The organism is Phenylobacterium sp. J426 (genome assembly GCF_024699945.1).
Taxonomy (GTDB): domain Bacteria; phylum Pseudomonadota; class Alphaproteobacteria; order Caulobacterales; family Caulobacteraceae; genus Phenylobacterium.
Genome location: NZ_JAJOMY010000001.1, coordinates 4056894 through 4081344, shown reverse-complemented (window position 1 = coordinate 4081344; position 24451 = coordinate 4056894). Strand labels below are relative to the sequence as shown.

The following is a 24451-nucleotide window of genomic DNA, read 5'->3' as shown; positions in this document are numbered from 1 at the left end:
CAAGCAAGGGTGCGGCCAAGGCTGCGGGCCGAGACGCCACAGGCGCGGGCCAACACGAGAGGGGATAGAGGATGGGGATGAAGGTTTCGCGACGCGGCCGGCTGCTGATGGGCGCCGCCCTGGCCGCCACCGCGGTCGGCGCGAGCGGCGCTGCCGCCGCTCAGGAGTCGGCCACCCAGGTCGAGGAGATCGTGATCACCGCCACCAAGCAGGCGGTGCAGCTGAGCAAGGCGCCGATCAGCGTCAGCGCCTATAGCCAGGAGGCCATGGACCAGCGCGGGATCCGCGACGTCCGCGACGTGGCCCTGCAGACGCCGGGCGTCGACATCCCGCAGGACCGCACCCAGCGCATCGCGATCCGTGGCATCGAATCGACCGCCGGCGCCCGCAACGGCCGCGGTCTATATCGACGACACTCCCATTCAGGCCCGGAACGCCTCCATCAACTACTCGGGGAGCACGGTCCCCTACATCTTCGACCTCGAGCGGATCGAGGTGCTCCGCGGCCCGCAGGGCACGCTGTTCGGCTCGAGCTCCCAAGGCGGCGCCATCCGCTTCATCACCCCGACGCCCAGCCTGACGAGCTACAGCGTATACGCCCGCGCCCGGGCCAGCATCGTCGATGACGGCGACCCGAGCTATGAGGCCGGGGTGGCGGTGGGCGGCCCCATCATCGCCGACCGGCTGGGCTTCCGCGTCAGCTTCCTGCAGCGGGAGGAGGGCGGCTGGATCGACCGTCAGAGCTGGCAGGACCCGAACGACCGCAACCCGAACAGCAATGCGACCCATGCCTCGATCTTCCGCGGCGCCCTGAACATCGCCCCCACGGACTGGCTGTCGATCCAGCCCAGCCTCTACTACCAGAACGTCAAGCAGGACGACCGGCCGGCGCTCTATACGGTGTGCCCGGCGACGATCCCGCTGGCGCCGACGGTGAACCCGTGTCCGCGCGGCGTGGCCGACCCGGACAGCGGGGACTTCACCAGCTACGCGCCGTTCGCGCAGCCGCAGAGCGACCGGTTCATCCTGCCCGCGATGAAGGTGGTGGCCGAGCTCGAGCCGATGACGGTGACGGCTGTCAGCTCCTACCTGTACCGCAAGTCCAACGCGTTCAACGACGCGACCCATACCAACGACCGCGTCTCCCTGGAGCCCGCTGGCTGTTCCCGCTCATTCCCGGCCTTCGCCCGGTGACGTACCAGAACCCGGTCGCGGAGCAGCGGCTGGCCACGCACGAGCTGCGCTTCAACAGCGCCGACCCGACCGCGCGTCTGCGCTGGACGGCGGGCCTCTACCACTCGCGCTCGTCGCTGAAGTCGGACGTGCCGATCACCTCGGCCCACTACCCGCTGGCCTATCAGATCCAGATCGGCCGGCCACTGGCGGCGGCCCCGTTCATGGTCGACGGGGTGCACCGCTACTACGGCAACGAGAACACGATCGAGAAGATGACGGCGGTGTTCGGCAATGTCGACTTCGAGATCATCCCCGACCTGACCCTGAGCGTCGGGGGCCGCTATTCCAAGGACACCCTGAAGTTCGACATCATCGAACGCGGGGTCTCCTACGCCGGCGGGATCGCCACGGCTTCGGGCCAGCTGAGCGAGAAGCCCTTCACGCCGCGAGTGGCGCTGTCCTGGCAGCAGAGCGACGACACCCTGATCTACGGCTCCTTCGCCAAGGGCTACCGGACTGGCGGGGTGAACAAGGCGGTGCCGGACGTCTGCGCCGCGGACCTCGCGGTGCTCGGCATCGACGGTGGCGACACCTACGACTCGGACAAGACCAAGACCTACGAGATCGGCGTGAAGAGCGCCTTCCTGGACAGGCGGGTCTCCTTCCAGGCGTCGCTGTTCCACACCAAGTGGACCGACATCCAGCAGCAGATCCGTCTGCCCTGCGCCTTCAGCCTGGTCGCCAACACCGCCTCCGCCATCAGCAAGGGCGGCGACCTGAACGTCACCGTCCGCGCCACGGACGCACTGACCCTCAGCGCGGCTGTGGGCTACACCGACGCCTACTACGACAGCACGATCATCGTCGGCACCTCGCCCTTGGTGTTCAAGGGGCAGACCCTGGGCGCCACGCCGTGGACGCTCAACCTGGCGGCCGAGTACGCCTTCGAGGTCGCCGGTCGCGACGCCTTCGTCCGCGGGCAGTGGAGCTCCAAGTCGGCTAACGACGGGCCGTTCCCCTACCAGAACCCCGTCGCCTCCGTTTACGACCGGACCCGCACCGAGGGGCTGTACGCCACCAGCCAGCTCGATTTCCGGGCCGGCGTGGAGGTGACGCCGGAGGTCACCCTCGAGCTCTATGTCGAGAACGCGCTGAACAACGTGTCTTGGACGACGAACGCGCCGATCTACCAGGCCGGCCCGCTCTGGACCGGGAACACCATCAAGCCGCGGGTGATCGGCATCCAGGCGACAGCTCGGTACTGACCGCCCGCGGGCGGCGATCCTCCCCGTCGCTCCGGGCCGAGGCGCTCCCCCCGGGGAGCGCCTTTTCCATTCGCGATCCGTCGCGATCGCCGGGAGGTGACTTCCAGTCACCAATCCAGGCCCCGTTATCGCCTGTCGTCCCTCCGGCGAATTGTCGACCTTCGCTCAAGTTCTGCAACCAAGAGTCATCGCCGTGCCCGCCAACGCCGACCTACACGCCCGCCGCGCCTCCGCCGTTCCCCGCGGCGTGGGCAACGCCACCGCCGTCTATGCGGCGCGCGCCGAGAACGCCGAGCTCTGGGATGCGGAAGGCCGCCGCTATGTCGATTTCGCCGGGGGGGATCGCCGTCCTCAACGTGGGACACCGCCATCCGCGCGTGATCGAGGCCGTGCAGCGGCAGCTCGACCTCTACACCCATACGGCGTTCCAGATCGTCCCGTATGCGCCCTACATCGAGCTTGCCGAGCGCCTGAATGCTCTGGCCCCCCATCGACGGCCCGGCGAAGACGATCTTCTTCACGACCGGCGCCGAGGCGGTGGAGAACACGGTCAAGATCGCCCGGGCCGCGACGGGCCGCTCGGCGGTGATCGCGTTCGTCAACGGCTTCCACGGCCGGACCCAGCTGACCATGGGCCTGACCGGCAAGGTCGCGCCGTACAAGCGCGGCTTCGGGCCGGCGCCGGCGGAGGTGTATCACCTGCCGTTCCCCAATGAGCGCTACGGCGTGTCGCTGGACGATACGCTGCGGGCGCTGCAGTTCCTGTTCGCGGCCGATGTCCCCCCCCGACCGCGTTGCGGCCATCATCCTCGAGCCTGTCCAGGGGGAGGGCGGCTTCAACCCTGTCCCCGTGGAGTTGATGACGGCGATGCGGGCCGTGTGCGACGAACACGGCATCCTGCTGGTCGCCGACGAGGTGCAGACCGGCTTCGCCCGCACGGGCAGGCTCTTCGCCATGGAGCACTATCCGGTGAAGGCGGACCTGATCTCGGTCGCCAAGTCGATGGCCGGGGGCTTCCCGCTCTCGGGGGTCATCGGCCGGGCCGACGTCATGGACCGGGTGGAGCCAGGCGGCCTCGGCGGCACCTACGGCGGATCGCCGATCGCCTGCGCCGCGGCCCTGGCGGTGCTCGATGTGATCGAGGCCGAGGATCTGGTGGGGCGGGCGAACGCCCAGGGCGCCGTCCTGACCGAGCGCCTGCGCAGCTTCACAACGCGGAACGATCTGGTCCCCGTCTCGCCGCCGCGGGGCCCGGGCGCCATGGTGGCCTTCGACGTCCTGGCGTCCCGCGGCAGCCGCGAGCCGGACGGCGCCGCGGCGAAGGCCGTCACGGCGCGCGCCCTGGAGCTGGGGTTGATCGTCCTCTCCTGCGGGCCGTTCGGGGAGACGATCCGTCTCCCTGGCGCCGCTGACCGCCTCCGACGCCATCCTCCACGAGGGGCTGGACCTTCTCGAGGCGGCGCTCGCCGCGCCACAGGGCGCATGAACGCCGTGGCCCAAGCCGACGAACGCCAGCGCCTCGCCCTCCGGCGCCCCGACCTCCTGCGGGAGGCGGGCTTCGTCGACGGGACCTGGCTGGAGACCTCCGAGCGCTTCGAGGTCAGCAACCCCGCCACCGGCGGGGTGCTGGCGCGGGCTGCGCGGCTGGGCGCGGCGGAGGCGGACGCCGCCGTGGCCGCCGCCCACGCCGCGTTCCCCGCCTGGAGCGCCCAGCCCGCCAAGGCGCGGGCCGACATCCTGAAAGACTGGCGCCGGCTGATCCTCGAGCATGCCGAGGACCTGGCGCGGCTGATGACGGCGGAGCAGGGCAAGCCGTTATCGGAGGCGCGTGGCGAAGTCGCCTATGCGGCGGCCTTCGTCGAGTGGTTCGCCGAGGAGGCGCGGCGGGTTTACGGCGTGACCATCCCGGGCCATCTCGCCGACAAGCGGATCGTGGTCACGCATGAGCCGGTGGGCGTCGTGGCGGCGATCACCCCCTGGAACTTCCCGGCGGCGATGATCACCCGCAAGGTCGGCCCGGCGCTTGCGGTGGGCTGTACGGTCGTCCTCAAGCCGTCTGAGCTGACACCGCTCTCCGCCCTGGCCCTCGCGGTGCTCGCCGAAGAGGCCGGTTTGCCGGCCGGCGTGCTCAATATCGTCATGGGCGACGCGCCGGCGATCGGCGAGGTGCTGACCACCGATCCGCGCGTCCGCAAGTTCACCTTCACGGGCTCGACCCCCGTCGGCAAGATGCTGGCGGCCCGCTGCGCGGCCACCGTCAAGCGGGTCAGCCTTGAGCTTGGCGGCAACGCGCCCTTCTTGGTGTTCGACGACGCCGACCTGGATAAGGCGGTCGCCGGCGCCATCGCGTCGAAGTTCCGCAACACCGGACAGACCTGCGTCTGCGCCAACCGCTTCTACGTCCAGGCCGGGATCTACGACGCCTTTGCCGCACGCCTGGCCGAGGCGGTGGCCGAGCTCCGCATCGGCGATGGCCTGGAAGGTCCGACGGACCAGGGGCCTCTGATCGACGACCGCGCCCGCGGGAAGGTCGCGGCCCATGTGGCCGACGCGCTTCGCGACGGCGCCCGCGTGCTGACCGGCGGCGCCCCCGCCGAAGGGGCCGGCGCATTCTACCAACCCACGGTGCTGGCCGATGTTGCGCGAGACGCGCTGCTCTGCCGGGAGGAGACTTTCGGTCCAGTCGCCGGCCTGGTGAGGTTCGAGACCGAACAGGAGGCCGTCGCGCTGGCGAACGCCACATCCGCCGGCCTTGCCGCCTACGTCTTCACCCGCGACAACTCGCGGGTCTGGCGGGTGGGCGGCGCCCTGCAGTACGGAATGGTCGGGATCAACACCGGGCTGATCTCCACCGAGGTGGCGCCGTTCGGGGGCGTCAAGGAATCCGGCCTGGGGCGGGAAGGTTCGCTGTTCGGCGTGCGCGACTACGTGGACACCAAGACGCTTTGCCTCGAGGTAGAGCCCGTATGAGCCCTGCGGGCCGATGACGCCGCCCCCGGGAGAGTCCCGGCGGGCCGTGCTGGCCGGCCTCGGCGCGACCGCCGTGGCAAGCGGCTGCGCCCGGCCGTCGGAGGTCCGCCGCGCCGGCGGCTTGGTGGTCGGATCGACCGCCACCGGCGTCCCCCTTCAGCTTCTACGACGTTCGAACCAACACCCTCACCGGGGCCATGGTGGACATCGTCGAGGCCGTCGCCGCGGAGGCGGGCTTTCCGGTCGAGGTGCAGGTCACCGCGTTCTCGGCGCTCATACCGTCGCTTACCGTCGGAAAGATCGACCTGATCGCTGCGGCGATGCTCCGCACGCCGGCTCGGGAAGCGGTCGTCGACTTTACCGACCCGGTCTACGCCTACGGCGGAGCCGTGGTCGTAGGAGCTGCGGATAGCGGCCCCTATCCGGACCTCGCCAGTCTCTCCGGCAAGCGGGTGGGCGCCCAGGTGGGCTCCCGCTTCGTCGATCAGCTTGCGGAGGCGGGCGTGCGGGACGTCCGGACCTACGACAACCTCGCCGACATCCTGCGGGACCTGCGGCTGGGCCGCCTCGACGCGGCCTACGGCGACGAGCCGATCATCCGCTACTATCTGCGCGTGACCCGAACCCAGGCGCTGCGCCTGGCGCACGCGTTCGCACCCGGCGCGCGTGAGGAGGTGTGCCTCATCCTGCGCAAGGGCGAGCCTCAGCTCGCCGCCCGCCTCAACACGGCGATCGCAGCGATCAAGGGCACGCGCATCGCCGAAATCGTTCAAGCCTGGGGGTTGTGATGCCGGAAGATTTCCTGCCCCGCGCCATCGAGTTCCTGCCGATCCTGCTCAAGGGGGTCGTCGTGACGCTCCAGGTCACGGTGGGAGCCTTGCTGCTGAGCATCGTCCTGGGGCTCGTGTGGGCGCTGATGGGGCGCTCGCGGCTGAAGCCCGTGCGAGTGCTCAGCCGCACCGTGATCAATGTGGTGCGCGGCGTCCCGATCATCGTCCAGCTGTTCTATGTCTATTTCGTCCTGCCTGAGTTCGGGTTGAGCCTGGACGCCCTGGCGGCCGGGATCATCGGCCTGGGCCTCGCCTATTCCGTCTACCAGGCGGAAAACTTCCGGGCCGGCTTCGAGATCCGTCGATCCCGCGCTGGTGGAGGCGGCCCAGTCGCTCGGCATGAGCGAACGGAAGATCCTGCAACGGCTCATGATGCCGCTGGCGGTCCGCACGGCCCTGCCGCCGTTCGGCAACACCTCCATCATGCTCCTCAAGGACTCGTCGATCGCCTCGACCATTACGGTGGCCGAGCTGACCCGGGCGGGGCAGCTGCTCGCCGTGTCCACCTTCCAGAACATGACCGTCTACACGCTCATCGCGCTGCTCTACCTCGCCATGAGCCTGCCCCTGACCCTCGCGGTCCATCAACTCGAGCGACGGATGGCGCGGCGATGATCGAGGTTTCCCACGTCAGCAAGGCGTTCGGCGCCAACCAGGTGCTGCGCGACGTGAGCTTCGAGGTGGCGCGCGGCGAGGTGGTCTGCCTGATCGGCCCGTCGGGCTCGGGCAAGTCCACGGTCCTGCGCTGCATCAACGGCCTCGAGCGGCACGACGGCGGCGTCATTCGCGTGGACGGCGTGGAGGTCGGCGCCGCCACCCTCCCGCAGGTGCGCGGAAAGCTTGCGATGGTCTTCCAGCGCTTCAACCTGTTCCCCCACCGCACCGTGCTGGATAACGTCATGGAGGGGCCGATCCATGCGCAGGGTCGGGCTCGCGCCGAGGTTTCCGCCGAAGCCCGCGAACTGCTCGGCAAGGTGGGGGTGGCCGACAAGGCCGACGCCCTGCCGTCCTCGCTATCGGGGGGCAGCAGCAGCGGGTCGGGATCGCCCGCGCGCTGGCCATGCGCCCGGAGGCCATCCTGTTCGACGAGCCGACATCGGCGCTCGACCCGGAGCGCGTCGGCGACGTGCTGCGGATCATGCGCGACCTGGCGGACGAGGGCATGACCATGGTCATCGTCACCCATGAGATGGGTTTCGCCCGCGAGGTGGCCGACCGGGTGCTGTTCATGGACGGCGGCGAGATCGTCGAGGCCGGACCTGCGCGCGAGCTGCTGACCGAACCGCGGGAGCCCCGCACCCGCACCTTTCTCGACCGCGTGCTGCGGCCGCTCTGACCTGGCTGACCCGGAGTCCTACATGCCGATTGTCTCGTTCCGTCCCGATGACCTCCTGCAGGTCCTCCCCGACGCGGTTCCGGTCAAGGTCCCCCTTGGCGAGCCGGTGGCCGCCACGCGCAGCACCAGCTTCAACGGCGCGGCGGCCTCGAGGGCGGGCGTGTGGGAGTGCTCGCCTGGTGACTGGCGGCGACAGGTGATGCAAGCCGAGTTCTGCACCTTCCTCGAAGGCGAGGCGGTGTTCGAGCCGGACGACGGCGAGCCCCTGACGATCAGAGCGGGCGATGCGGTGTATTTCCCCGCCGGCACCGGCGGAATCTGGCGAATTCGCAAGACCCTGAAGAAGGCCTTCGTGGTGTTCGACGAGACGCCCTGAGATGCCGCGGCACGACTATCAGGGCTTGAGCTTCTGGCTGGAGACGGCGGGCGAACCGTTGACGCCCCGCCGTGCGCTCTCCGGGAATGTCACCGTCGATGTGGCGATCCTCGGCGGCGGCTACTCGGGGCTCTGGACCGCCTACTACCTGCTCCGGGACAACCCCGGCCTGGAGGTCGCGATCGTCGAGGCGGAGATCTGTGGATATGGCGCGTCGGGCCGCAACGGCGGCTGGTGCTCGAGCCGCTATCCGCTCCATCCGTCGACCCTTGAGGCGCGTTACGGCGCCGACGTCGCCCGCGAGACCATCCTCGCCATGTACGACACCGTCGACGAGGTGGGACGTGTCTGCGAGGCCGAGGGGATCGATGCCGACTTCCGGATGAACGGCATCCTGAGCCTCGCGCGCGGCGAGGCGCAGCTGGCGGCGGTGCAGGCGGCCCATGCCGCCTATGAACGGCTCGGCTTCGGTGAGGGCAATCGCCTCCTGGGCGAAGCGGCCGCGGGCGAGCGGGTGCGGGTCAGCGGGATCAAGGGCGCGCTGTACACGCCGCGCAGCGCCGCGGTGCATCCGGCCAAACTCGTCCGCGGCCTCGCCAAAGCCGTCGAACGCCTGGGCGGGGCGATCTACGAGCAGACGCGAGTCCGACGGCTTCGGACCGGCGCCGACGCTGCGCTCGAGACGGAGAGCGGCCGCGTGAGCGCCCGCAAGGCGGTGATCGCCGCCGGCGAAGCCTACCTACCCAAGATGCCCGGCTTCGAGCGGGCGCTGGCGCCGATGTCGTCCAGCATCGTCCTCACCAAGCCGCTTAGCGAGGCGCAGTGGAACGAGATCGGCTGGTCCGGCGGGGAGGGGCTGGGCTCCCAGGCGCACACCGTCGACTACCTCACCCGCACGGCCGACGGCCGCATCCTCTATGGCAGCCGCGGCGCGCCCTATCTGTTCGGTTCCGCCACCGAAGGCGCTGAGGCCGCGTTCGCCAGGACCTCCCAGCAGATGCGCCGACAGCTGACCGGCTGGTTTCCCGTCCTCCGCGACGTGGATTTCAGCCACGCCTGGCATGGCTTCCTGGGCGTGCCGCGAGACTGGAATCCGAGCGTCAACTTCAATCCGGCGACCCGCCTGGGGGTGCTCCACGGCTACACCGGCCGGGGCGTGTCGACCACCAACCTGGCCGGACGGCTGCTCGCCAGTCAGGTGCTGGGTCGCGAGACGCCGCTTGCGCGCTTGCCGCTCGCTCGCCATCGGACGCGACCGTGGGAGCCCGAACCGTTCCGCTGGCTGGGAATCCGCTACGTGCAGGACGCCATGAAGCGCATGGACGCCGCGCGGGATGCGGGACGGCCCCCGCCGTTCGACGCCCCTCTGGCCAAGCGGCTCTCCGACCAGTAGGTCCCGGCGGGCGGTGCGGGCCCTCACACCGCGCCGCAGGACTTGGCGATGATCCACCAACCTCGGGGACAGGCGGCCGGGCCGATGCTGCTGGTGCTGGCCGGCCTGCTGTCCCAGAACCTCGGCGCGGCCTTCGCCAAGCAGCTGTTCCCGCTTGTGGGCCCGCTCGGGGCCACCGCGCTGCGGGTCAGTCTGGCCGCGCTCCTCCTGGGCCTCGTGTGGCGGCCTTGGCGCACACGCCGCACGCCCAGCCAATGGCGCGGCCTCGCTCTTTACGGACTCAGCCTCGGGCTGATGAACATCCTCATCTATGGGGCCTTCGCGCGGATCCCCATCGGCCTCGCCGTGGCCATCGAGGTGACGGGTCCGCTCGCCGTGGTTCTGGTGAGGTCGCGGCAGGTGGTCGATCTGGTCTTCGCGGGTCTGGCCGCCGCCGGCCTTCTCCTGTTGCTGCCGATCGTCAGCCCGGCAGGTGTGGACCCCATAGGCCTGGCGTCTGCGGGCGGTGCAGCGGTCACCTGGGCGGCCTATATCCTGCTGGGCGCCGGCGTCGCAGGCGACGGTCGCAGCGGGGAGACGGTCGCCCTTGGTCTCGCCGTCGCGGCCCTCGTGGCGGCCCCGATCGGGGTATTGCAGGCCGGGGTCATGCTCCTCCAGCCGGCCGTGCTCGTGGCGGGCCTCGGTCTCGCGATCCTCTCCAGCGCCGCGCCCTACAGTCTGGAGATGTTCGCCCTGCGTCGCCTGTCGCCCAAGGTCTTTGCGCAGCTGGTCGCCTCCGCGCCGGCGGTCGCCGCGCTCGTCGGATGGGTGACCTTGGGCGAACGCCTCACGCTCATCCAATGGGCGGCCATCGGTCTCATCACCGTGGCGATCGCCGGCGCGTCCGCGGTCGATCGCCCGCGCGGCCAAAGCGGGGAGGGATCATGACAGCCGGCGTTGCGCCTCCCGATGGGCCGCGGCTCGGCGTCATCCGTTGAATGCGAAGGCCGGCGCGGCGGCGCAGCGCTGAGGTCGCACGGCGGCCCGGCCACGCGAGGCGTCGCCGGGCCTTCCCGCTGGGCTAGAACTTGTAGCCGAGACCGGCCGAAACGACCCACGGATCCAGGTTGACCTTGGACTTCACCCCGTTGAAGCGGTCGGTGGCGTCCGTCTCGAAGAAGACCTTCTTGACGTCGGCGTTGAGGCTCCAGCGGTCGCGCAGCGCGACGTCGACGCCGGCCTGCAGCGAATAGCCGAAGCCGTCGTCCACCTTCAGGCCAAAGCCGTTGTCGTCCTTCTCGCTGTAGAACAGCATGTAGTTCACGCCGGCGCCGACGTAGGGGCTGACCTTGGCGGCCGGGGCGAAGTGGTACTGCAGCGAGACGACCGGGGGCAGCACCCAGGTTTCCTGCACCTTGACGTCGGTGGCGCCGCCCTTGGCCCGGATCGTGTGCTTCGTTGTGCCGGCGATCACCTCCACGGCGACGTTGTCGGTGAAGAAGTAGGTGAGTCCGATCGTCGGCATGACGTCGTCGCTGATCTCGGCCTTGAGGCCGGTCGCGCCGCCCGAAAGAGTGGTGATCGGATCGCCCGCGTCAGGCGAGACCACGCTGAGGCGGGTGTTGAGCATGATCGTGCCCGCGGTCTTCGGCTGGAACTCCTGGGCGAACACCGGCGTCGCGGCGGCGGCCAGCAGCGCTGCGCCCGCGGCGGTGGCGATGAACTTGGCGTACATGAGACTTATCCCCTTGTTGTCCGCGGCCCGGGGAGGGGCCGCGCCAGGGGGGATCGCAGGCGACGACAAGCTTCGCCTTGATATCGCGCAATCTCAGCAGGCCCGGGCGACGCAGGCGGGAAGGCTGAGCTTGCGCTGGGTGTCCTTGTCCGCCCTGGCGAGCGCCTCGATGTAGGCGGCGATGTCGAGGGCATCTCGTGAGGTCACCGGCGTCGAGGGCATCGCGAAGTGATTTCCGACCTGGACGTCGGCGAGGACCGTCTGCAACTGGGCGGGCGTGTAACGGCCGGCGAGGTCTCGCAGAGGCGGGGCGGCGGAATACACGCTGCGGCCGTCCGCCCGGGCGTTGTGGCAACCGACGCAGTGATTCTGGACGTAGAGGCGGCCACGCAGAACGGCGGGCTTCATAACCCGCGGCGTCTCGGCGGCGGAAACCTGTGCGCCCCCCGCCAGCAGGGCGGCGACCGCCAGGACGATCAGGCGCACGCCTTCGCCCGGGCGGGCCGGAGCGCGGCGAACAGGGCGGCCGCGCCCATGACAACGAACCCGGCCGCCGCATAGCACCAGCCGCAATGCGGCGCGTCGGCGCCGCCGCAGAGGCTCGACAGCAGGGCCATGTGCGCGCGGGCGGCGTCGAAGGCGAGGGCGGCGCTGGCCAGCAGCACGGCGGCCAGCAGGGCAAGTCCGCCGCGCAGCAGCGTTTCCTCGTCGGTGATCTTGCGGCGCAGCATCAGGGCCTCCGGTGGGTGTCCTGCCGCCTTGTCTCGCGTCGAAGCCAGGTGGTCGTTGACCGATATCAAGGCCCGAGATTCCGCAGCGCGGCATGGAGGCTGCAGTTCCTCAACGGCTGTTCGGATCCATGACGCAGGCAGTTGCAACCCGAGACGAGGCGTCGCTCGACACCATCGTCCTCTACACGGTCACAGGGCTGCTCGCCCTGGGATCGATCCTGGCGACGGCGTTCTCGCCCGACCCCTCATTCCGCTTCCACGGCTACGTCATGATCGCGGGCTTCGTGACCGCCTTCTGCGTCATGTCCGTGGGAATCGGCTCCGGCCGCTTCCGCAGCGATCCCAGCCGCTACAGCGACGGGGTGGTCCGCGCGGGCGTCATCGCCACGATGTTCTGGGCGATCGCGGGCCTGGCGGCCGGCGTCGTCGCCGCGGCCCAGCTCGCCTGGCCGAACGTCTTCTATTTCCCGGACGCGGGCTGGCTGAACTTCGGCCGGCTTCGTCCACTGCATACCAGCGCGGTCATCTTCGCCTTCGGCGGCAACGCGCTCATCGCCACGTCCTTCTACGTCGTCCAGCGCACCTGCAAGGCGAGGCTCGCCGGCGGCGCCTGGCCGTGGTTCGTCTTCTGGGGCTACCAGCTGTTCATCGTGCTGGCGGCCACCGGCTACCTGGCCGGCATCACCCAGTCGAAGGAGTACGCCGAGCCCGAATGGTACGTGGACCTGTGGCTGACGGTGGTCTGGGTCGCCTACCTGCTGGTCTTCCTCGGCACGATCTGGAAGCGCAAGGAACCCCACATCTATGTGGCCAACTGGTTCTATCTGGCGTTCATCGTCACGATCGCCCTGCTGCACGTCGTCAACAACCTGGCGATGCCGGTAGGCCTTCTGGAGGCCAAGAGCTACTCGGCCTTCGCCGGCGTCCAGGATGCGCTGACCCAGTGGTGGTACGGCCACAATGCGGTGGGCTTCTTCCTCACCGCCGGCTTCCTGGCGATGATGTACTACTTCGTGCCCAAGCGCGCGGAGCGGCCGGTCTATTCGTACCGCCTGTCCATCGTCCACTTCTGGTCGCTGATCTTCATCTACATCTGGGCGGGCCCGCACCACCTCCACTTCACGGCCCTGCCGCAGTGGACCCAGACGCTGGGGATGACCTTCTCGGTCATGCTGTGGATGCCGTCGTGGGGCGGCATGATCAACGGCCTCATGACGCTCTCGGGCGCCTGGGACAAGATCCGCACCGATCCCGTGATCCGCATGATGGTCGTGGCCATCGCCTTCTATGGGATGGCCACGTTCGAAGGTCCGCTGATGTCGGTCCGCGCGGTCAATGCGCTGTCGCACTACACCGACTGGACCATCGGCCACGTCCACTCCGGCGCGCTGGGCTGGAACGGCTTCATCACCTTCGCCTGCATCTACTGCCTCGTGCCGTGGCTGTGGAAGAAGGAGCGGCTCTGGTCGAACACCCTCGTCGAGTGGCACTTCTGGATCGCGACCACCGGCGTGCTCCTCTACATCTCCTCGATGTGGGTGTCGGGCATCATGGAAGGCCTGATGTGGCGTGAGTACACGCCCCAGGGCTACCTCGCGAACGCCTTCGTCGAGACCGTCGCGGCCAAGCACATCCCCAACATCATCCGCACGCTCGGCGGGCTCATGTTCCTCGTGGGCGCGCTGATCATGTCCTACAACCTGTGGCGTACGATCCGCATGCCCAGCACCGCCAAGGCGGAGCTGGAGAGCCCGATCGCCGCCGCCCCCGCGCCTGTCGCGATCGCGGCTGAGTGAGGCTCCGCACATGTGGCACAAGCACAAGAAGTTCGAGCGCAACTCGATCATCCTGACGATCGGCATCCTGATCGTCGTCTCGATCGGCGGCCTCATCGAAATCGCTCCGCTCTTCTACCTGGAGAGCACCGTCGAGAAGGTGGAGGGCGTCCGGCCCTACACCCCGCTGGAACAGGCCGGCCGCGACATCTACGTCCGCGAGGGCTGCTACGTCTGCCACTCGCAGATGGTGCGCCCGCTGCGCGACGAGGTGGAGCGCTACGGTCACTACAGCCTGGCCGCCGAGAGCATGTACGACCACCCGTTCCAGTGGGGGGTCGAAGCGCACCGGTCCGGACCTCGCCCGTGTCGGGGGCAAGTACTCCGACAGCTGGCACCGCGATCACCTGGTGGATCCGCGCTCGGTCGTGCCGGAATCCAACATGCCGCCTTACCGCTTCCTCGCGGAGAAGGACCTGGACTACCGCGCCATCGAGGCCCGGCTGATCGCGCTCCGCAAGGTCGGCGTGCCCTACACCGACGCCCAGATCCAGAACGCCAAGGCGGACCTCGAGACCCAGGTCGATCCCTTCGCCGGCGAGAAGTCGGGCCTCAAGCAGAGGTACGGCGCGAAGATCTCGCAGCGGGACTTCGATGGTGACCCGGAGAAGCTCACCGAGCTCGACGCCCTGGTGGCCTACCTCCAGATGCTCGGCACGACGGTCGATTTCCGGACCTACAAGGCCGAAGACCCGGAGAACCTGCGATGAGCGGCCTGACCTACGAGGCGGTCGCGCGGTTCGCCCAGCAGGGTGGGACCCTCTACTTCGCCGCCATCTTCATCGCCGGCCTGATCTACGCGCTCTGGCCCCGCAACAAGGAGGCGTTCCGACGCCTCGCCCATCTGCCGCTCGAGAAGGACGAGAGCGATCATGTCTGAGCGCGAACGCGACGAACATTCCGGTATCGAGACCACCGGCCATGAGTGGGACGGGATCAAGGAGCTCGACAATCCGCTCCCACGCTGGTGGCTGTGGGTGTTCTACGGCTCGGTCGCCTGGGCCATCGTCTACTGGGTGCTGATGCCGGCCTGGCCCGGCCTCACCGGCTACACCAAGGGCCTGCGTGGTCACTCGGATCGCGCCGGCGTCGCCCAGGAGTTGACGAAGCTGGACGCCGTGCGCGGCGCCCAGGGCGCCAGGCTGAAGTCGGTCAGCCTGCAGCAGATCGAACAGGACCCTGAACTGCAGGCTTTCGCCCTGCAGGTCGGCCAGTCGGTGTTCGGCGACAACTGCGCCACCTGCCACGGCGCGGGCGGGGCGGGGGCCAAGGGCTATCCGAACCTGCGTGACGACGTGTGGCTCTACGGCGGCACGCTTGACGACATCCACCGCACCATCCAGGTCGGCATCCGCTCCGGCCATCCCCAGGCGCGGGGCGAGACCGTCATGCCGGCCTTCGGCCGCGACCGGATGCTGGACCAGGCCCAGGTCCAGGACCTGACCGAGTACGTGGTGGCGCTGTCGGGCCGCAAGGCTGACACCGCGGCCGTCGGCCGGGCCACCCAGACGTTCGCGGACCAGTGCGCCTCGTGCCACGGGGCGGGCGGCCAGGGCGACCTGACGAAGGGCGCCCCGAGCCTCACCGACGCCGAATGGCTGTACGGGTCCGACCGGGATTCCATCCGCGAGCAGATCTGGAACGGCCGCAACGGCGTGATGCCGACGTGGGAAGCCCGCTTCAGCCCCGAAACCATCAAGGCCCTGTCCGTCTACATCCATGCCAATGCCGGCGGGGGTGAGGAGGAAGTCGCCGCGATCGGAGGCGCTACCGCCAGATGACCATCGTCATCGACCGCGTGTCCCGGCCGGAGCCCACCCCCAAGGCTCCGGTCTCGGCCGCCGAGCGGGTCCGGAAGAAGGACCGCGGCGGCGGCCTCTACAAGCCGCGCACGCCGATCTATCCGAAGCTGGTGCACGGCCCTTGGCGGACGCTCAAGTGGGCGCTGCTGATCGTCATGCTGACGATCTACTACGTCACGCCCTGGATCCGGTGGGAGCGTCCCGGCGCCCTGCCGGACCAGGCGGTGCTCGTCGATTTCGAAGGCGCGCGGTTCTATTTCTTCGACATCCAGCTCTGGCCGCAGGAAGTGCACTTCATCACCGGCCTGCTGGTGATCTCGGCGCTCGGCCTCTTCCTGGCGACCGCGCTGTTCGGCCGGCTGTGGTGCGGCTACGCCTGTCCGCAGACGGTCTGGACCGACCTCTTCATCTATGTGGAGCGCGCCTTCGAGGGCGACCGCAACGCCCGCATGCGCCTCGACGCCGCGCCGCTGTCGTTCAACAAGGTCTGGCGCAAGACCGGCAAGCACCTGACCTGGCTGGCCATCGGCTTCGCGACCGGCGGCGCGTGGATCTTCTACTTCCACGATGCGCCGACGCTCATCCAGCAGTACTGGGTCGGACAGGCGCCGGCGACGGCCTACATCTTCTCGCTGCTGCTGACGGCGACGACCTATGTCTTCGCGGGCCACATGCGAGAGCAGGTCTGCATCTACATGTGCCCCTGGCCGCGCATCCAGGGCGCCATGCTCGACCACCATTCGCTGCAGGTGACCTACCGCTACGATCGCGGCGAACCCCGCGGCGCGCACAAGAAGGGCCAGTCCTGGGAAGGCCGCGGCGATTGCCTGGACTGCAACGCCTGCGTTGTGGCCTGCCCGATGGGCATCGACATCCGCAACGGCCCGCAGCTGGAGTGCATCAACTGCGGCCTGTGCATCGACGCCTGCGACGAGATCATGCTGCGGGTCGGCCGGCCCACGGGCTTGATCGCCTACGACACCGACAGCGCCGTGGCCGAGCGTCAGCGCGGCAACACGCCCCGCTACAAGCTGGCGCGGCCGCGCACCGTCTATTACGCCGTCGCCCTCGCGGTGGTCTCGACCCTGATGATCTGGGGGCTGGCCAACCGCAGCCCGCTGGACATGCATGCCCTGCGCGACCGCAATCCCACCTTCGTGCGCCTGCACGATGGGGCGATCCGCAACGGCTACACGCTGAAGATCGCCAACCGCAGCTTCGAGCCGATGCCCGTCGAAATCCGCTTCAGCGGCGTCGCCGGGGCGCGGGTCCGCAGTCCGGGCAAGCCCGCGGCCGACGCACTGCACGTCGTGCTCGAACCCAATGAGGTGACCGCCGTCCGGGTGTTCGTCACCGCCGAACCCGAGGCGCTGAACGCGTCCAGCCTGCCCGCCGCCTTCGAGGTGCGCGGCGAGGGGCGCACGTTCCGCGCCAAGACCACCTTCCTCTCCGGAGCCGCGAACACCCTATGAGCGCGACCTATCCCGCCCCGAAGCCCGGCTTTCGGATCAACGGCTGGCACGTCCTGGGCGGCGTGACCGCCTTCTTCGCCGTCGTGATCGCCGTCGACGTGTTGTTCACGGTGCTGGCGGTGCGGACCTTCCCCGGGCAGGTCTCCGTGACGCCCTACGAGGACGGACTGCTCTACAACAAGCGCATCGCGCAGGAGCAGGCGCAGACGGCGCTCGGCTGGCGCGCAGCGGCCGAGGCGCAGCCTGGGCTGGTGGCTCTGACCCTCCGGGACGCCGAGGGGCGGCCGCTGCGCGGCCTCGCCGTGACCGGGCGCCTGGAGCGTCCCGCCACCGAGGCTGACCGTCGCCAGCCGCGCTTCGTGGAGACCGCCCCAGGCCGCTACGAAGGCACGACAGGCGCCATCGACGGCGCCTGGGACCTGACGGCCGAGGCGGTCGACGCCCAGGGCCGCCGCTTCATCGCCGAGCGGAGGCTGACGTGGCCCTGACCTATGAAGCCGCCGGCGGACTGGCCGGCCGGCCCGATCTCTCGGCCTTTCTCAAGCGTGGCGCCGACGGCGCCTCCTCCGTGGAACTGCTGGTGCGCGGCGCCCGCTGCGCCGCCTGCCTGTCCAAGATCGAGCGGGAGGTGCGCAGCCTGCCGAACGTCTCCGAGGCCCGGCTGAATCTCACCACCGGCAAGCTGACCGTGGGTTTCCAGGGCGCCGGCGCCGACCCGGCGCGCGTCATCGAGGCGCTGGAGCGCCTCGGCTATCCCGCGACGCCGTACGATCCAGGTCAGGCGCAGGCGGCCTACGACCGCGAGGGACGGGCCCTGATCCTCGCCATGGCGGTGGCCGCGTTCGGCGCGATGAACACCATGATGTTCTCGGTGCCGCTCTGGGCCGGGCTGTTCGGCCAGGAGTTGGGGCCGGCGACCCGCACGGTGATGATGTGGCTGTCGGGCGCGGTGGGCGCCCCCTGCGCGATCTATGCCGGCATGCCGTTCTTCAAGTCGGCCTGGCGGTCGCTGAAGGCGGGCCGGGCCAATATGGACGTGCCGATCTCGATCGGCGTCATCCTCACGCTGGCGATCAGCTTCTCCGAGACGGTGCTCAAGGGGCGCGACGCGTATTTCGACGCGGCCGTCTCCCTGCTCTTCCTTCTTCTGATCGGCCGTTGGCTCGACCACCAGCTCCGCGCCAAGGCGCGGAGCGCCGCAGGCGACCTGCTGGCCCTCCAGGCTCCGGCCGCCACGCGTCTGGACGATGGCGTGGAGCGCCGCGTGCCGCTCAGCGAACTGGTCCCCGGCGATGTGCTGCTGGTCCGCCCGGGCGAGCGACTGCCGGTCGACGCCGTCGTGGAGGACGGTGTCTCCGAACTCGACAACGCGCTGCTGACGGGGGAGACCGCCCCGGCCGCGGTGGGGCCGGGCCAGCTGTGTCGGGCCGGGGCCGTGAACCTGACCGGCCTCCTTCGGCTGAAGGTGGCCGCCCGTTCCGAGGACTCGGCCCTCGCCGGCATCGCCCGGCTCGTGGAGGCCGGCGCCCAGAGCCGTTCGCGCTACGTCCGCCTCGCCGACAAGGCCGCCGCCGTCTACGTGCCGGTGGTCCACACGGTGGCGGCGCTCACCTTCGTGGGCGGCTGGGCGCTGGGCCTGGGCCCGCGGGAGGCGCTCATCCGCGCCGTCGCCGTGCTGATCGTCACCTGTCCGTGCGCCTTGGGGCTCGCCGTGCCGGCGGTTCAGATCACCGCGTCGGCCCGCCTCTTCCGCAAGGGCGTTCTGGTGAAATCGGGCGCCGCGCTGGAACGCCTGGCCGAGGTGGACCACGTGATCTTCGACAAGACCGGCGTGTTGACGGAGGGCGCGCCGCGTCTGGTTGACCCTGCGCCGGCGGCGGTCGCGCTCGCCGCGCCGCTGGCCCGCGCGTCGCGCCACCCGCTCGCCCGGGCGCTGTCCGCCGAAGCCGGAACGGGGCTGATCGCCGACGACGTGCGCGAGCACGCCGGATTGGGCGTCGAGGGCGTGATTGGCGGCCGGCGCGCCAGGCTCGGCCGGGCCGCATTCGTGGGCGTCGAACAGCGAGACGGCTCCGAGACGGAGCTGTGGTTCGGCTTCGAAGGCGACACCAAGATCCGCTTCCGCTTCACGGACGCGGTGCGGCAAGACGCAGCCGAGACCCTGGCCGCGCTCCAGGCCCGCGGCCTGACGGTCGAGGTTCTGTCGGGCGACGTCCCGGCCGCGGTCCGGCGCGTCGCCGCCGACGTCGGAGCGCCGGCCTGGCGCGCCGGTCTGACGCCGCAGGAAAAGGCCGAGGCGGTCGATGCGCGCGCCGCCGCCGGCCGCAAGGTTCTGATGGTCGGCGACGGCCTGAACGACGCCGCCGCGCTCGCCAAGGCCCATGCCGCGATGGCGCCGGGCACGGCCCTCGAGGCCAGTCAGAACGCCGCCGACCTGGTGTTCTCCGGTCATGGGCTAATGGCGGTCGTCGATGCGATCGACGTGGCGCGTTCGGCCCGCAGCCGCGCGCTGGAGAACTTCGGCTTCGCCTCGCTCTACAACCTCGTGGCGGCCCCGGCGGCTATCCTGGGCTTCATCAACCCGTTCGTCGCGGCGCTCGCCATGTCGGGCTCGTCGCTGGTGGTCACTCTCAACGCGCTTCGGACTGGAGGTCGCTGATGGACATCCTGCTGATCCTCGCCCCGTTCTCGGTGGGCCTCGGCCTGCTCGCGGTGGCGGCCTTCTGGTGGACCCTCCGCGACGGCCAGTACGAAGATCCTGTCGGCGACGCCAACCGGATCCTGGTGGACGATCCCGACGACCGACCCGCCCTCTAGGCTTGATCCAGATCACGGCGCGGCGGTTCGAACCGCGCGATCAAAGGCCATGAGCCTCGCCCCCGACACCCCGATCCCGATCGCCGATCTCGTCGCCAAGTACGACGGCCGCGCGCCCCGCTACACCAGCTATCCGACGGCCGTGCAGTTCACGCCGGCGGTCGACGACCAGGTCTATCGCAGCTGGCTGTCCGCCCTGGCGCCGGAAGACCCCGTTTCGCTCTACGTGCACATCCCGTTCTGCAAGCGCCTGTGCTGGTACTGTGGCTGCAACACCCGGGCGGTGAACCGACACGAGCCGGTGGGCGAGTATGTCGAACTGCTGCTGGCCGAACTGGCGTTGCTCCAGCAGGCGTTGCCGGCGCGGATGAAGGCCAGCGCCGTCCACCTGGGCGGCGGCACGCCCAACATGCTGACCCCGGACGAGCTCGGGGCGCTGTTCGGCGCCCTCAAGCAGGCGTTCCGCTTCACCCCTGGCTACGAGATCGCCGCCGAGTTGGACCCATCCGTGCTGACCCGCGAATGGGTCGACGCCGCAGCTTTCCACGGGCTGAGCCGCGCCAGCCTGGGCGTCCAGAACCTCGATCCCGAGGTTCAGGCCGCGGTGAACCGCCGGGAGAGCTTCGAGGAGATCGCCCGCTGCGTGGGGTGGTTGCGCGAGGCCCAGATCAGCTCCATCAACCTCGACCTGATGTACGGCCTGCCACACCAGACGACGGCGGCCACCCTGGCGACGGTGGATGCCGTCGCCTCCCTGAGGCCCGAACGCATCGCACTGTTCGGCTATGCGCATGTGCCGTGGATGAAGAGCCACCAGCAGCTCATCGACGAAGCGGCTTTGCCAGGCCCCGCCGAGCGGCTGGAGCAGAGCGAGGCGGCCGCCGAGCGGCTGGCGGCGCTAGGGTACGTGCGCGTCGGCCTCGACCATTTCGCGGCGCCGCATGACCCCATGGCTCGCGCCCTCACCGAAGGGCGTCTGCGTCGCAACTTCCAGGGCTACACGACCGATGCGGCGCAGACGCTGCTGGGCCTGGGCGCCTCGTCCATCGGCTCGCTGCCGCAGGGCTTCGTCCAGAACATCACGCAGGAACTCGGGTGGCGGGCCGCCGTGAAGGACGGGCGTCTGCCCGTCGCCCGCGGCGTGGCGGTGACGGCCGAGGACCGGTTCCGGGGCGAGATCATCGAGCGGCTGATGTGCGACCTGGACGTCGATCTGGCCGAGGTCTGCAGCCGCCACGGCCGCGACAGGGGAGAGCTCGCCGAGCCGCTGTCGCGGCTGGCGCCGTTCGCCGCCGACGGGCTCGTGCGCATCGCCGGCGCCCGGGTCACGGCGACCGACGTCGGGCGGCTGGTGATCCGCTCGATTGCGGCCGTGTTCGACGCCTATTTCGCCCCCGAGGCCGTGCGGCACTCTCGGGCGCTCTAGGCCGATCAGGACATGCTGGCGGACAGGACCTGGACGATGGCCGGTCCGATCAGCACCACGAAGAGCGGCGGCAGGATGAAGGCGATCATCGGAACGGTCAGTGTGGCCGGCAGGCGCGCGGCCTTCTCCTCCGCCTTCATCATCCGGGTGTCGCGGAATTCGCTAGCCAGCACCCGCAGCGCCTGAGCCAGCGGCGTGCCGTATTTCTCGGTCTGCACCAGGGTGTTGACGAGGCCGCGGACCTGCGGCGTCGGGACCCGCCGGGTGAGGCCCAGCAGGGCTTCGCGCCGGTCAGGCAGGAATCCCAGCTCGACGGCGGTGAGGCCGAGCTCGTCGGCGAGCTCGGGCGCGCTGGCCCCGATCTCCCGGGCGACGCGGGTAAGCGCGGCGTCGAGGCTGAGGCCCGCTTCGGCGCAGATGACGAACAGGTCCAGCGCGTCGGGCAGACCCTTCTGGATCTTCAGCTGGCGCTTCTGGATCAGGTTCTTGAGCAGCAGGCGGGGCAGGAACAGGCCCGCGCAGGCCCCGCCGGCGGTCACCGCCATCCGCCGTAGCGCGTCATCGTCGTGCAGGATCGACGGTCCCAGCATCCAGGCCGCCGCGGCGAGGCCCAGGGGGGCCAGGACGCGCAGCGCCAGAAAGACGTGGGTGGCGTCGCTGGTGCGCAGCCCGGCCTGGACCAGCAGGCTCGCCGCCTTCTTCGCCTCGTCGCCGCGATTGAGGTTCAGCGCCTCGACCAGCCGCCGAGCCAAGCCCACCGAGCGTGCGCGCTCGCTGCGACGCGGCCGCAGCAGCTCGGCGCGCAGCTCCTGGCGGCGCCTCGCGTGCGCGCGGGCGCGGACCGCGACCGGATCTCCCGGGGACAGGGCGCGTAGAACGGCCAGGATGGCCAGGAAGTTGGCGACGCCCACGGCGAGGACGACGGCGCCGGCGCCGGGCAGGGCGAAGACGTCAGGGCTCATATCTCGAACCTCACCATCTGACGCATGACGAGCGCGCCGACGGCGAGGCTGGCGAACCCGCCGGCCAGCATCATCCGGCCCAGCGGCTCGGTGAACAGGACGCGCATGTAGTCCGGGCTGGTGAAGGTCATCAGCGCCGCCATGACGAAGGGCAGGCAGCCGATGATCAGCGCGCTGGCGGTGGCCTCCGACGACATGGCCTTGATCTTCAGGCGCATCTGCTGCCTGCGGCGCAGGATCTGTTCGAGGTTCTCCAGCGTCTCGGCGAGGTTGCCGCCGGTTTCACGCTGAACCGACAGACTGATGACCAGGAAGTTGAACTCGGGCAGGCCGATACGGCGGGCCGACTGCCACATGGCGTCCTCCACGGCGAGGCCCAGGCGCACCTGGTCGGCCACGCCACGGAACTCCTCGCCGACAGGATCGGCGATCTCGCGGCCGACGACGCCGAGGGTCTCGGTCACGGGCAGGCCAGCGCGCAGACCGCGGACGATCAGCGCGATGGCCTCCGCGAAGGCCTTGAGGAACTTCGCCCGGCGGCGGCCCATGAGGAAGCCGACCACGAGGTGGGGCAGGACCACCGCCTCGGCGAGGGCGGCCAGCACGGCCAGGGCCGGCGGCGCGCCGACCATAAGCCCGAGCGCCAGCGACGCGACAGCAATGGCGGCCGTGGCGGCGCCGTAGTGGCCGATGGTGATCGGCAGGCCGGTCGCCTCGAGGCGTGACCGCAGGACCGCCGGTTTCGGCAGCAGCCGCTGCGCCAAAGCATCCAGCCGGGTGGCCCCGGGCCTGGCCAGGCGGACGGCGCGGCCCTCGGGCGCGCTCTTCCGGCCCGCGCCCAAGGCCCGGGCGCGGCGCGCCAGCCGGCGCCTTCCGGTCGACGGAAGGGCAAGGCCCGCCAGCACCAGGGCCGCGCCGGCCATGAGCAGGAGCAGCAGCAGGGTCATCCGACGGCTTCCAGCAGCATGCGATCGAGACCGAAGTACTCGGCGCGCGGCGTGAAGTGGGGGCGCAGGCCGGCGGACTCGAAACGGCCCTTCAGCTTGCCGTCGGCCCCTTCGCCCTCGAACTTGAAGCTGAACAGCTCCTGGGTGGTGACGACGTCGCCTTCCATGCCGACGACCTCGGTGATGCTCGTCACCCGGCGCTGACCGTCACGCATGCGGCTGATCTGGACGATCAGCTGGACGGCGGCGGCGATCTGGGTGCGCACCGCCTGGGCGGGTAGGCTGACTCCCGACATGCCGACCATGTTCTCGAGGCGGGTCAGCGCTTCGCGCGGCCGGTTGGCGTGGATGGTGCCCAGCGAACCGTCGTGGCCGGTGTTCATGGCCTGGAGCATGTCCAGCGCCTCGCCGCCGCGGATCTCGCCCAGGATGATGCGGTCGGGCCGCATCCGCAGGGCGTTCTTCACCAGGTCCCGCATGTGGATCTCGCCCTTGCCCTCGAGGTTGGCCGGGCGCGTCTCCAGACGGACGACGTGCGGCTGCTGGAGCTGCAGTTCGGCGGCGTCCTCGATGGTCACGACACGCTCGTCGGCGGCGATCATCTGGGAGAGAGCGTTCAGCAGGGTCGTCTTGCCCGAACCGGTGCCGCCCGAGATCAGGATGTTCAGGCGCGAGCGCGAGGCGATCTTCAGGACGGTCGCCATCTCGGGCGACACGTTGCCCTGACGCGCCATCAGGTCGAGGTCGATCCGACGCTTGGAAAACTTGCGGATCGAGATCGACGGCCCGTCGATGGCCAGCGGCGGGATGATGATATTGACCCGGCTGCCGTCGGCGAGCCGGGCGTCCACCAGGGGCGAGGACTCGTCCACGCGGCGACCGATCTGGCTGACGATGCGGCCAGCCACCGCCATGACGTGGGCGTTGTCGCGGAAGCGGGCGTCGGTGAGCGTCAGCTTGCCGCCGCGCTCGACGTAGATCTGCCTCGGCCCATTGACCATGATGTCGGTGACGGCGTCGTCGGCCAACAGGGGCTCCAGCGGGCCCAGGCCCAGCATGTCGTTGAGCAGGAGAGTGACGAGGTCGGTCTGCTCGCGGCCGTTCAACTGCAGCTTCAACTCGGCGACGAGATGGGCGACGACCTCCGCCAGTTGCCGGCCGAGGTCCTCCCGCTCCAGCCGGCTGGCGGCTTCGCTGTCGATGCGCTGGAGCAGCAGCGGCTGCACCTGGCGGGCGGCGTCCTGGATCTTGTCCTCGCCCGCGGCCTGCGGCTCGGGCGCAGGATCCGGCCGCAGCGACGGCTCCGGCCCGGCGGGAAGGTTGTCGTTGGTGAGCACGGTCAGGTGCGGCCGCGCCGCGGCCGGGACCTCGGGCGTCGCGCCCCGCCTTCCGAACATC

General features: G+C 70.0%; 22 protein-coding genes and 7 pseudogenes. 23 read left to right on the top strand and 6 right to left on the bottom strand.

The window, feature by feature from the left end; genetic code table 11:
* Positions 1–71 precede the first annotated feature (71 nt).
* The 14 genes and pseudogenes from LRS10_RS25400 to LRS10_RS21400 form a co-directional block, all read left to right on the top strand.
* A pseudogene (locus tag LRS10_RS25400) lies at positions 72–350 on the top strand (TonB-dependent receptor); the annotation flags it as partial.
* A gap of 10 nt (positions 351–360) precedes the next feature.
* Positions 361–1194: a TonB-dependent receptor plug domain-containing protein gene (locus LRS10_RS21460; RefSeq protein ID WP_257839016.1), complete on the top strand. Its 834-nt coding sequence runs from the start codon at positions 361–363 to the stop codon at positions 1192–1194.
* Entirely contained in the window at positions 1191–2441 is a 1251-nt protein-coding gene (locus tag LRS10_RS21455; RefSeq protein WP_257839015.1) for a TonB-dependent receptor, read from the top strand. Before LRS10_RS21460 ends, LRS10_RS21455 begins: the two co-directional genes overlap by 4 nt.
* 269 nt (positions 2442–2710) lie before the next feature.
* Positions 2711–2872, top strand: a pseudogene (locus LRS10_RS21450) (hypothetical protein); the annotation flags it as partial.
* Positions 2873–2915: 43 nt separating this feature from the next.
* Positions 2916–3116: pseudogene (locus tag LRS10_RS21445) on the top strand (aminotransferase class III-fold pyridoxal phosphate-dependent enzyme); the annotation flags it as partial.
* A gap of 37 nt (positions 3117–3153) precedes the next feature.
* A pseudogene (locus LRS10_RS21440) lies at positions 3154–3780 on the top strand (aminotransferase class III-fold pyridoxal phosphate-dependent enzyme); the annotation flags it as partial.
* Between the two features lie 144 nt (positions 3781–3924).
* Positions 3925–5412, top strand: a complete 1488-nt coding sequence (locus LRS10_RS21435; RefSeq protein ID WP_257839235.1) for an NAD-dependent succinate-semialdehyde dehydrogenase — start codon at positions 3925–3927, stop codon at positions 5410–5412.
* A 197-nt stretch (positions 5413–5609) separates the two neighbouring features.
* A complete protein-coding gene (locus LRS10_RS21430) occupies positions 5610–6200 on the top strand; it encodes an ABC transporter substrate-binding protein (protein WP_257839014.1) in 591 nt (196 codons plus the stop codon).
* Positions 6200–6469 (top strand): annotated as a pseudogene (locus LRS10_RS25395) (ABC transporter permease subunit); the annotation flags it as partial. The gene LRS10_RS21430 and the pseudogene LRS10_RS25395, both read left to right, overlap by 1 nt.
* A gap of 112 nt (positions 6470–6581) precedes the next feature.
* Positions 6582–6857 carry an ABC transporter permease subunit gene (locus LRS10_RS21420; RefSeq protein WP_257839012.1) on the top strand — a complete coding sequence of 92 codons (276 nt, stop codon included), beginning with the start codon at positions 6582–6584 and terminating at the stop codon, positions 6855–6857.
* Positions 6854–7578 (top strand): annotated as a pseudogene (locus tag LRS10_RS21415) (amino acid ABC transporter ATP-binding protein). The gene LRS10_RS21420 and the pseudogene LRS10_RS21415 overlap by 4 nt, the downstream one beginning before the upstream one ends.
* 22 nt (positions 7579–7600) lie before the next feature.
* On the top strand, positions 7601–7954 hold the full coding sequence (locus LRS10_RS21410) for a cupin domain-containing protein (protein WP_257839011.1): 354 nt from the start codon (positions 7601–7603) through the stop codon (positions 7952–7954).
* A 1-nt stretch (position 7955) separates the two neighbouring features.
* Positions 7956–9347, top strand: a complete 1392-nt coding sequence (locus tag LRS10_RS21405; protein WP_257839010.1) for an FAD-binding oxidoreductase — start codon at positions 7956–7958, stop codon at positions 9345–9347.
* Between the two features lie 48 nt (positions 9348–9395).
* On the top strand, positions 9396–10274 hold the full coding sequence (locus tag LRS10_RS21400; protein ID WP_257839009.1) for a DMT family transporter: 879 nt from the start codon (positions 9396–9398) through the stop codon (positions 10272–10274).
* A 133-nt stretch (positions 10275–10407) separates the two neighbouring features.
* Here the strand turns inward: LRS10_RS21400 and LRS10_RS21395 are convergent, their stop codons facing one another.
* The 3 genes from LRS10_RS21395 to LRS10_RS21385 all read right to left on the bottom strand — a co-directional run bounded on the left by LRS10_RS21395 (position 10408) and on the right by LRS10_RS21385 (position 11792).
* Positions 10408–11061, bottom strand: coding sequence for an OmpW family protein (locus tag LRS10_RS21395; protein WP_257839008.1), 654 nt, complete (start codon positions 11059–11061; stop codon positions 10408–10410).
* A 93-nt stretch (positions 11062–11154) separates the two neighbouring features.
* Entirely contained in the window at positions 11155–11547 is a 393-nt protein-coding gene (locus LRS10_RS21390) for a cytochrome c (protein ID WP_257839007.1), read from the bottom strand.
* Positions 11538–11792, bottom strand: a complete 255-nt coding sequence (locus LRS10_RS21385; protein WP_257839006.1) for a hypothetical protein — start codon at positions 11790–11792, stop codon at positions 11538–11540. The genes LRS10_RS21390 and LRS10_RS21385 overlap by 10 nt, the downstream gene beginning before the upstream one ends.
* Positions 11793–12094: 302 nt before the next feature.
* On the opposite strand from LRS10_RS21385, the gene ccoN reads away from it, so the two are divergent.
* From ccoN to hemN, 9 genes and pseudogenes are all read left to right on the top strand, one after another.
* Positions 12095–13588: a cytochrome-c oxidase, cbb3-type subunit I gene (gene ccoN / locus LRS10_RS21380; RefSeq protein WP_374571059.1), complete on the top strand. Its 1494-nt coding sequence runs from the start codon at positions 12095–12097 to the stop codon at positions 13586–13588.
* Between the two features lie 10 nt (positions 13589–13598).
* A pseudogene (gene ccoO, locus LRS10_RS21375) lies at positions 13599–14337 on the top strand (cytochrome-c oxidase, cbb3-type subunit II).
* On the top strand, positions 14334–14507 hold the full coding sequence (locus tag LRS10_RS21370; RefSeq protein ID WP_257839005.1) for a cbb3-type cytochrome c oxidase subunit 3: 174 nt from the start codon (positions 14334–14336) through the stop codon (positions 14505–14507). Before ccoO ends, LRS10_RS21370 begins: the two are co-directional and overlap by 4 nt.
* Positions 14500–15408 carry a cytochrome-c oxidase, cbb3-type subunit III gene (gene ccoP / locus LRS10_RS21365; RefSeq protein ID WP_257839004.1) on the top strand — a complete coding sequence of 303 codons (909 nt, stop codon included), beginning with the start codon at positions 14500–14502 and terminating at the stop codon, positions 15406–15408. Before LRS10_RS21370 ends, ccoP begins: the two co-directional genes overlap by 8 nt.
* The gene (gene ccoG / locus LRS10_RS21360) at positions 15405–16901 is read left to right on the top strand and encodes a cytochrome c oxidase accessory protein CcoG (RefSeq protein WP_257839003.1); all 1497 of its coding nucleotides are present in this window, start codon (positions 15405–15407) and stop codon (positions 16899–16901) included. The genes ccoP and ccoG overlap by 4 nt, the downstream gene beginning before the upstream one ends.
* Positions 16898–17389, top strand: coding sequence for a FixH family protein (locus LRS10_RS21355; RefSeq protein ID WP_257839002.1), 492 nt, complete (start codon positions 16898–16900; stop codon positions 17387–17389). The genes ccoG and LRS10_RS21355 overlap by 4 nt, the downstream gene beginning before the upstream one ends.
* Entirely contained in the window at positions 17380–19560 is a 2181-nt protein-coding gene (locus tag LRS10_RS21350; protein ID WP_257839001.1) for a heavy metal translocating P-type ATPase, read from the top strand. The genes LRS10_RS21355 and LRS10_RS21350 overlap by 10 nt, the downstream gene beginning before the upstream one ends.
* Positions 19560–19718 carry a cbb3-type cytochrome oxidase assembly protein CcoS gene (gene ccoS, locus LRS10_RS21345; protein ID WP_257839000.1) on the top strand — a complete coding sequence of 53 codons (159 nt, stop codon included), beginning with the start codon at positions 19560–19562 and terminating at the stop codon, positions 19716–19718. Before LRS10_RS21350 ends, ccoS begins: the two co-directional genes overlap by 1 nt.
* 49 nt (positions 19719–19767) lie before the next feature.
* The gene (gene hemN, locus LRS10_RS21340; RefSeq protein ID WP_257838999.1) at positions 19768–21144 is read left to right on the top strand and encodes an oxygen-independent coproporphyrinogen III oxidase; all 1377 of its coding nucleotides are present in this window, start codon (positions 19768–19770) and stop codon (positions 21142–21144) included.
* A gap of 5 nt (positions 21145–21149) precedes the next feature.
* Here hemN and LRS10_RS21335 read toward each other — a convergent pair whose 3' ends face one another.
* From LRS10_RS21335 to LRS10_RS21325, 3 genes are read right to left on the bottom strand one after another with little or no spacing between them, the layout of a single operon-like run.
* Positions 21150–22106 carry a type II secretion system F family protein gene (locus LRS10_RS21335; protein WP_257838998.1) on the bottom strand — a complete coding sequence of 319 codons (957 nt, stop codon included), beginning with the start codon at positions 22104–22106 and terminating at the stop codon, positions 21150–21152.
* Complete coding sequence (locus tag LRS10_RS21330) at positions 22103–23053, bottom strand: type II secretion system F family protein (RefSeq protein WP_257838997.1); 951 nt, start codon at positions 23051–23053, stop codon at positions 22103–22105. The genes LRS10_RS21335 and LRS10_RS21330 overlap by 4 nt, the downstream gene beginning before the upstream one ends.
* On the bottom strand, positions 23050–24450 hold the full coding sequence (locus LRS10_RS21325; protein WP_257838996.1) for a CpaF family protein: 1401 nt from the start codon (positions 24448–24450) through the stop codon (positions 23050–23052). Before LRS10_RS21325 ends, LRS10_RS21330 begins: the two co-directional genes overlap by 4 nt.
* Position 24451: the final 1 nt, after the last annotated feature.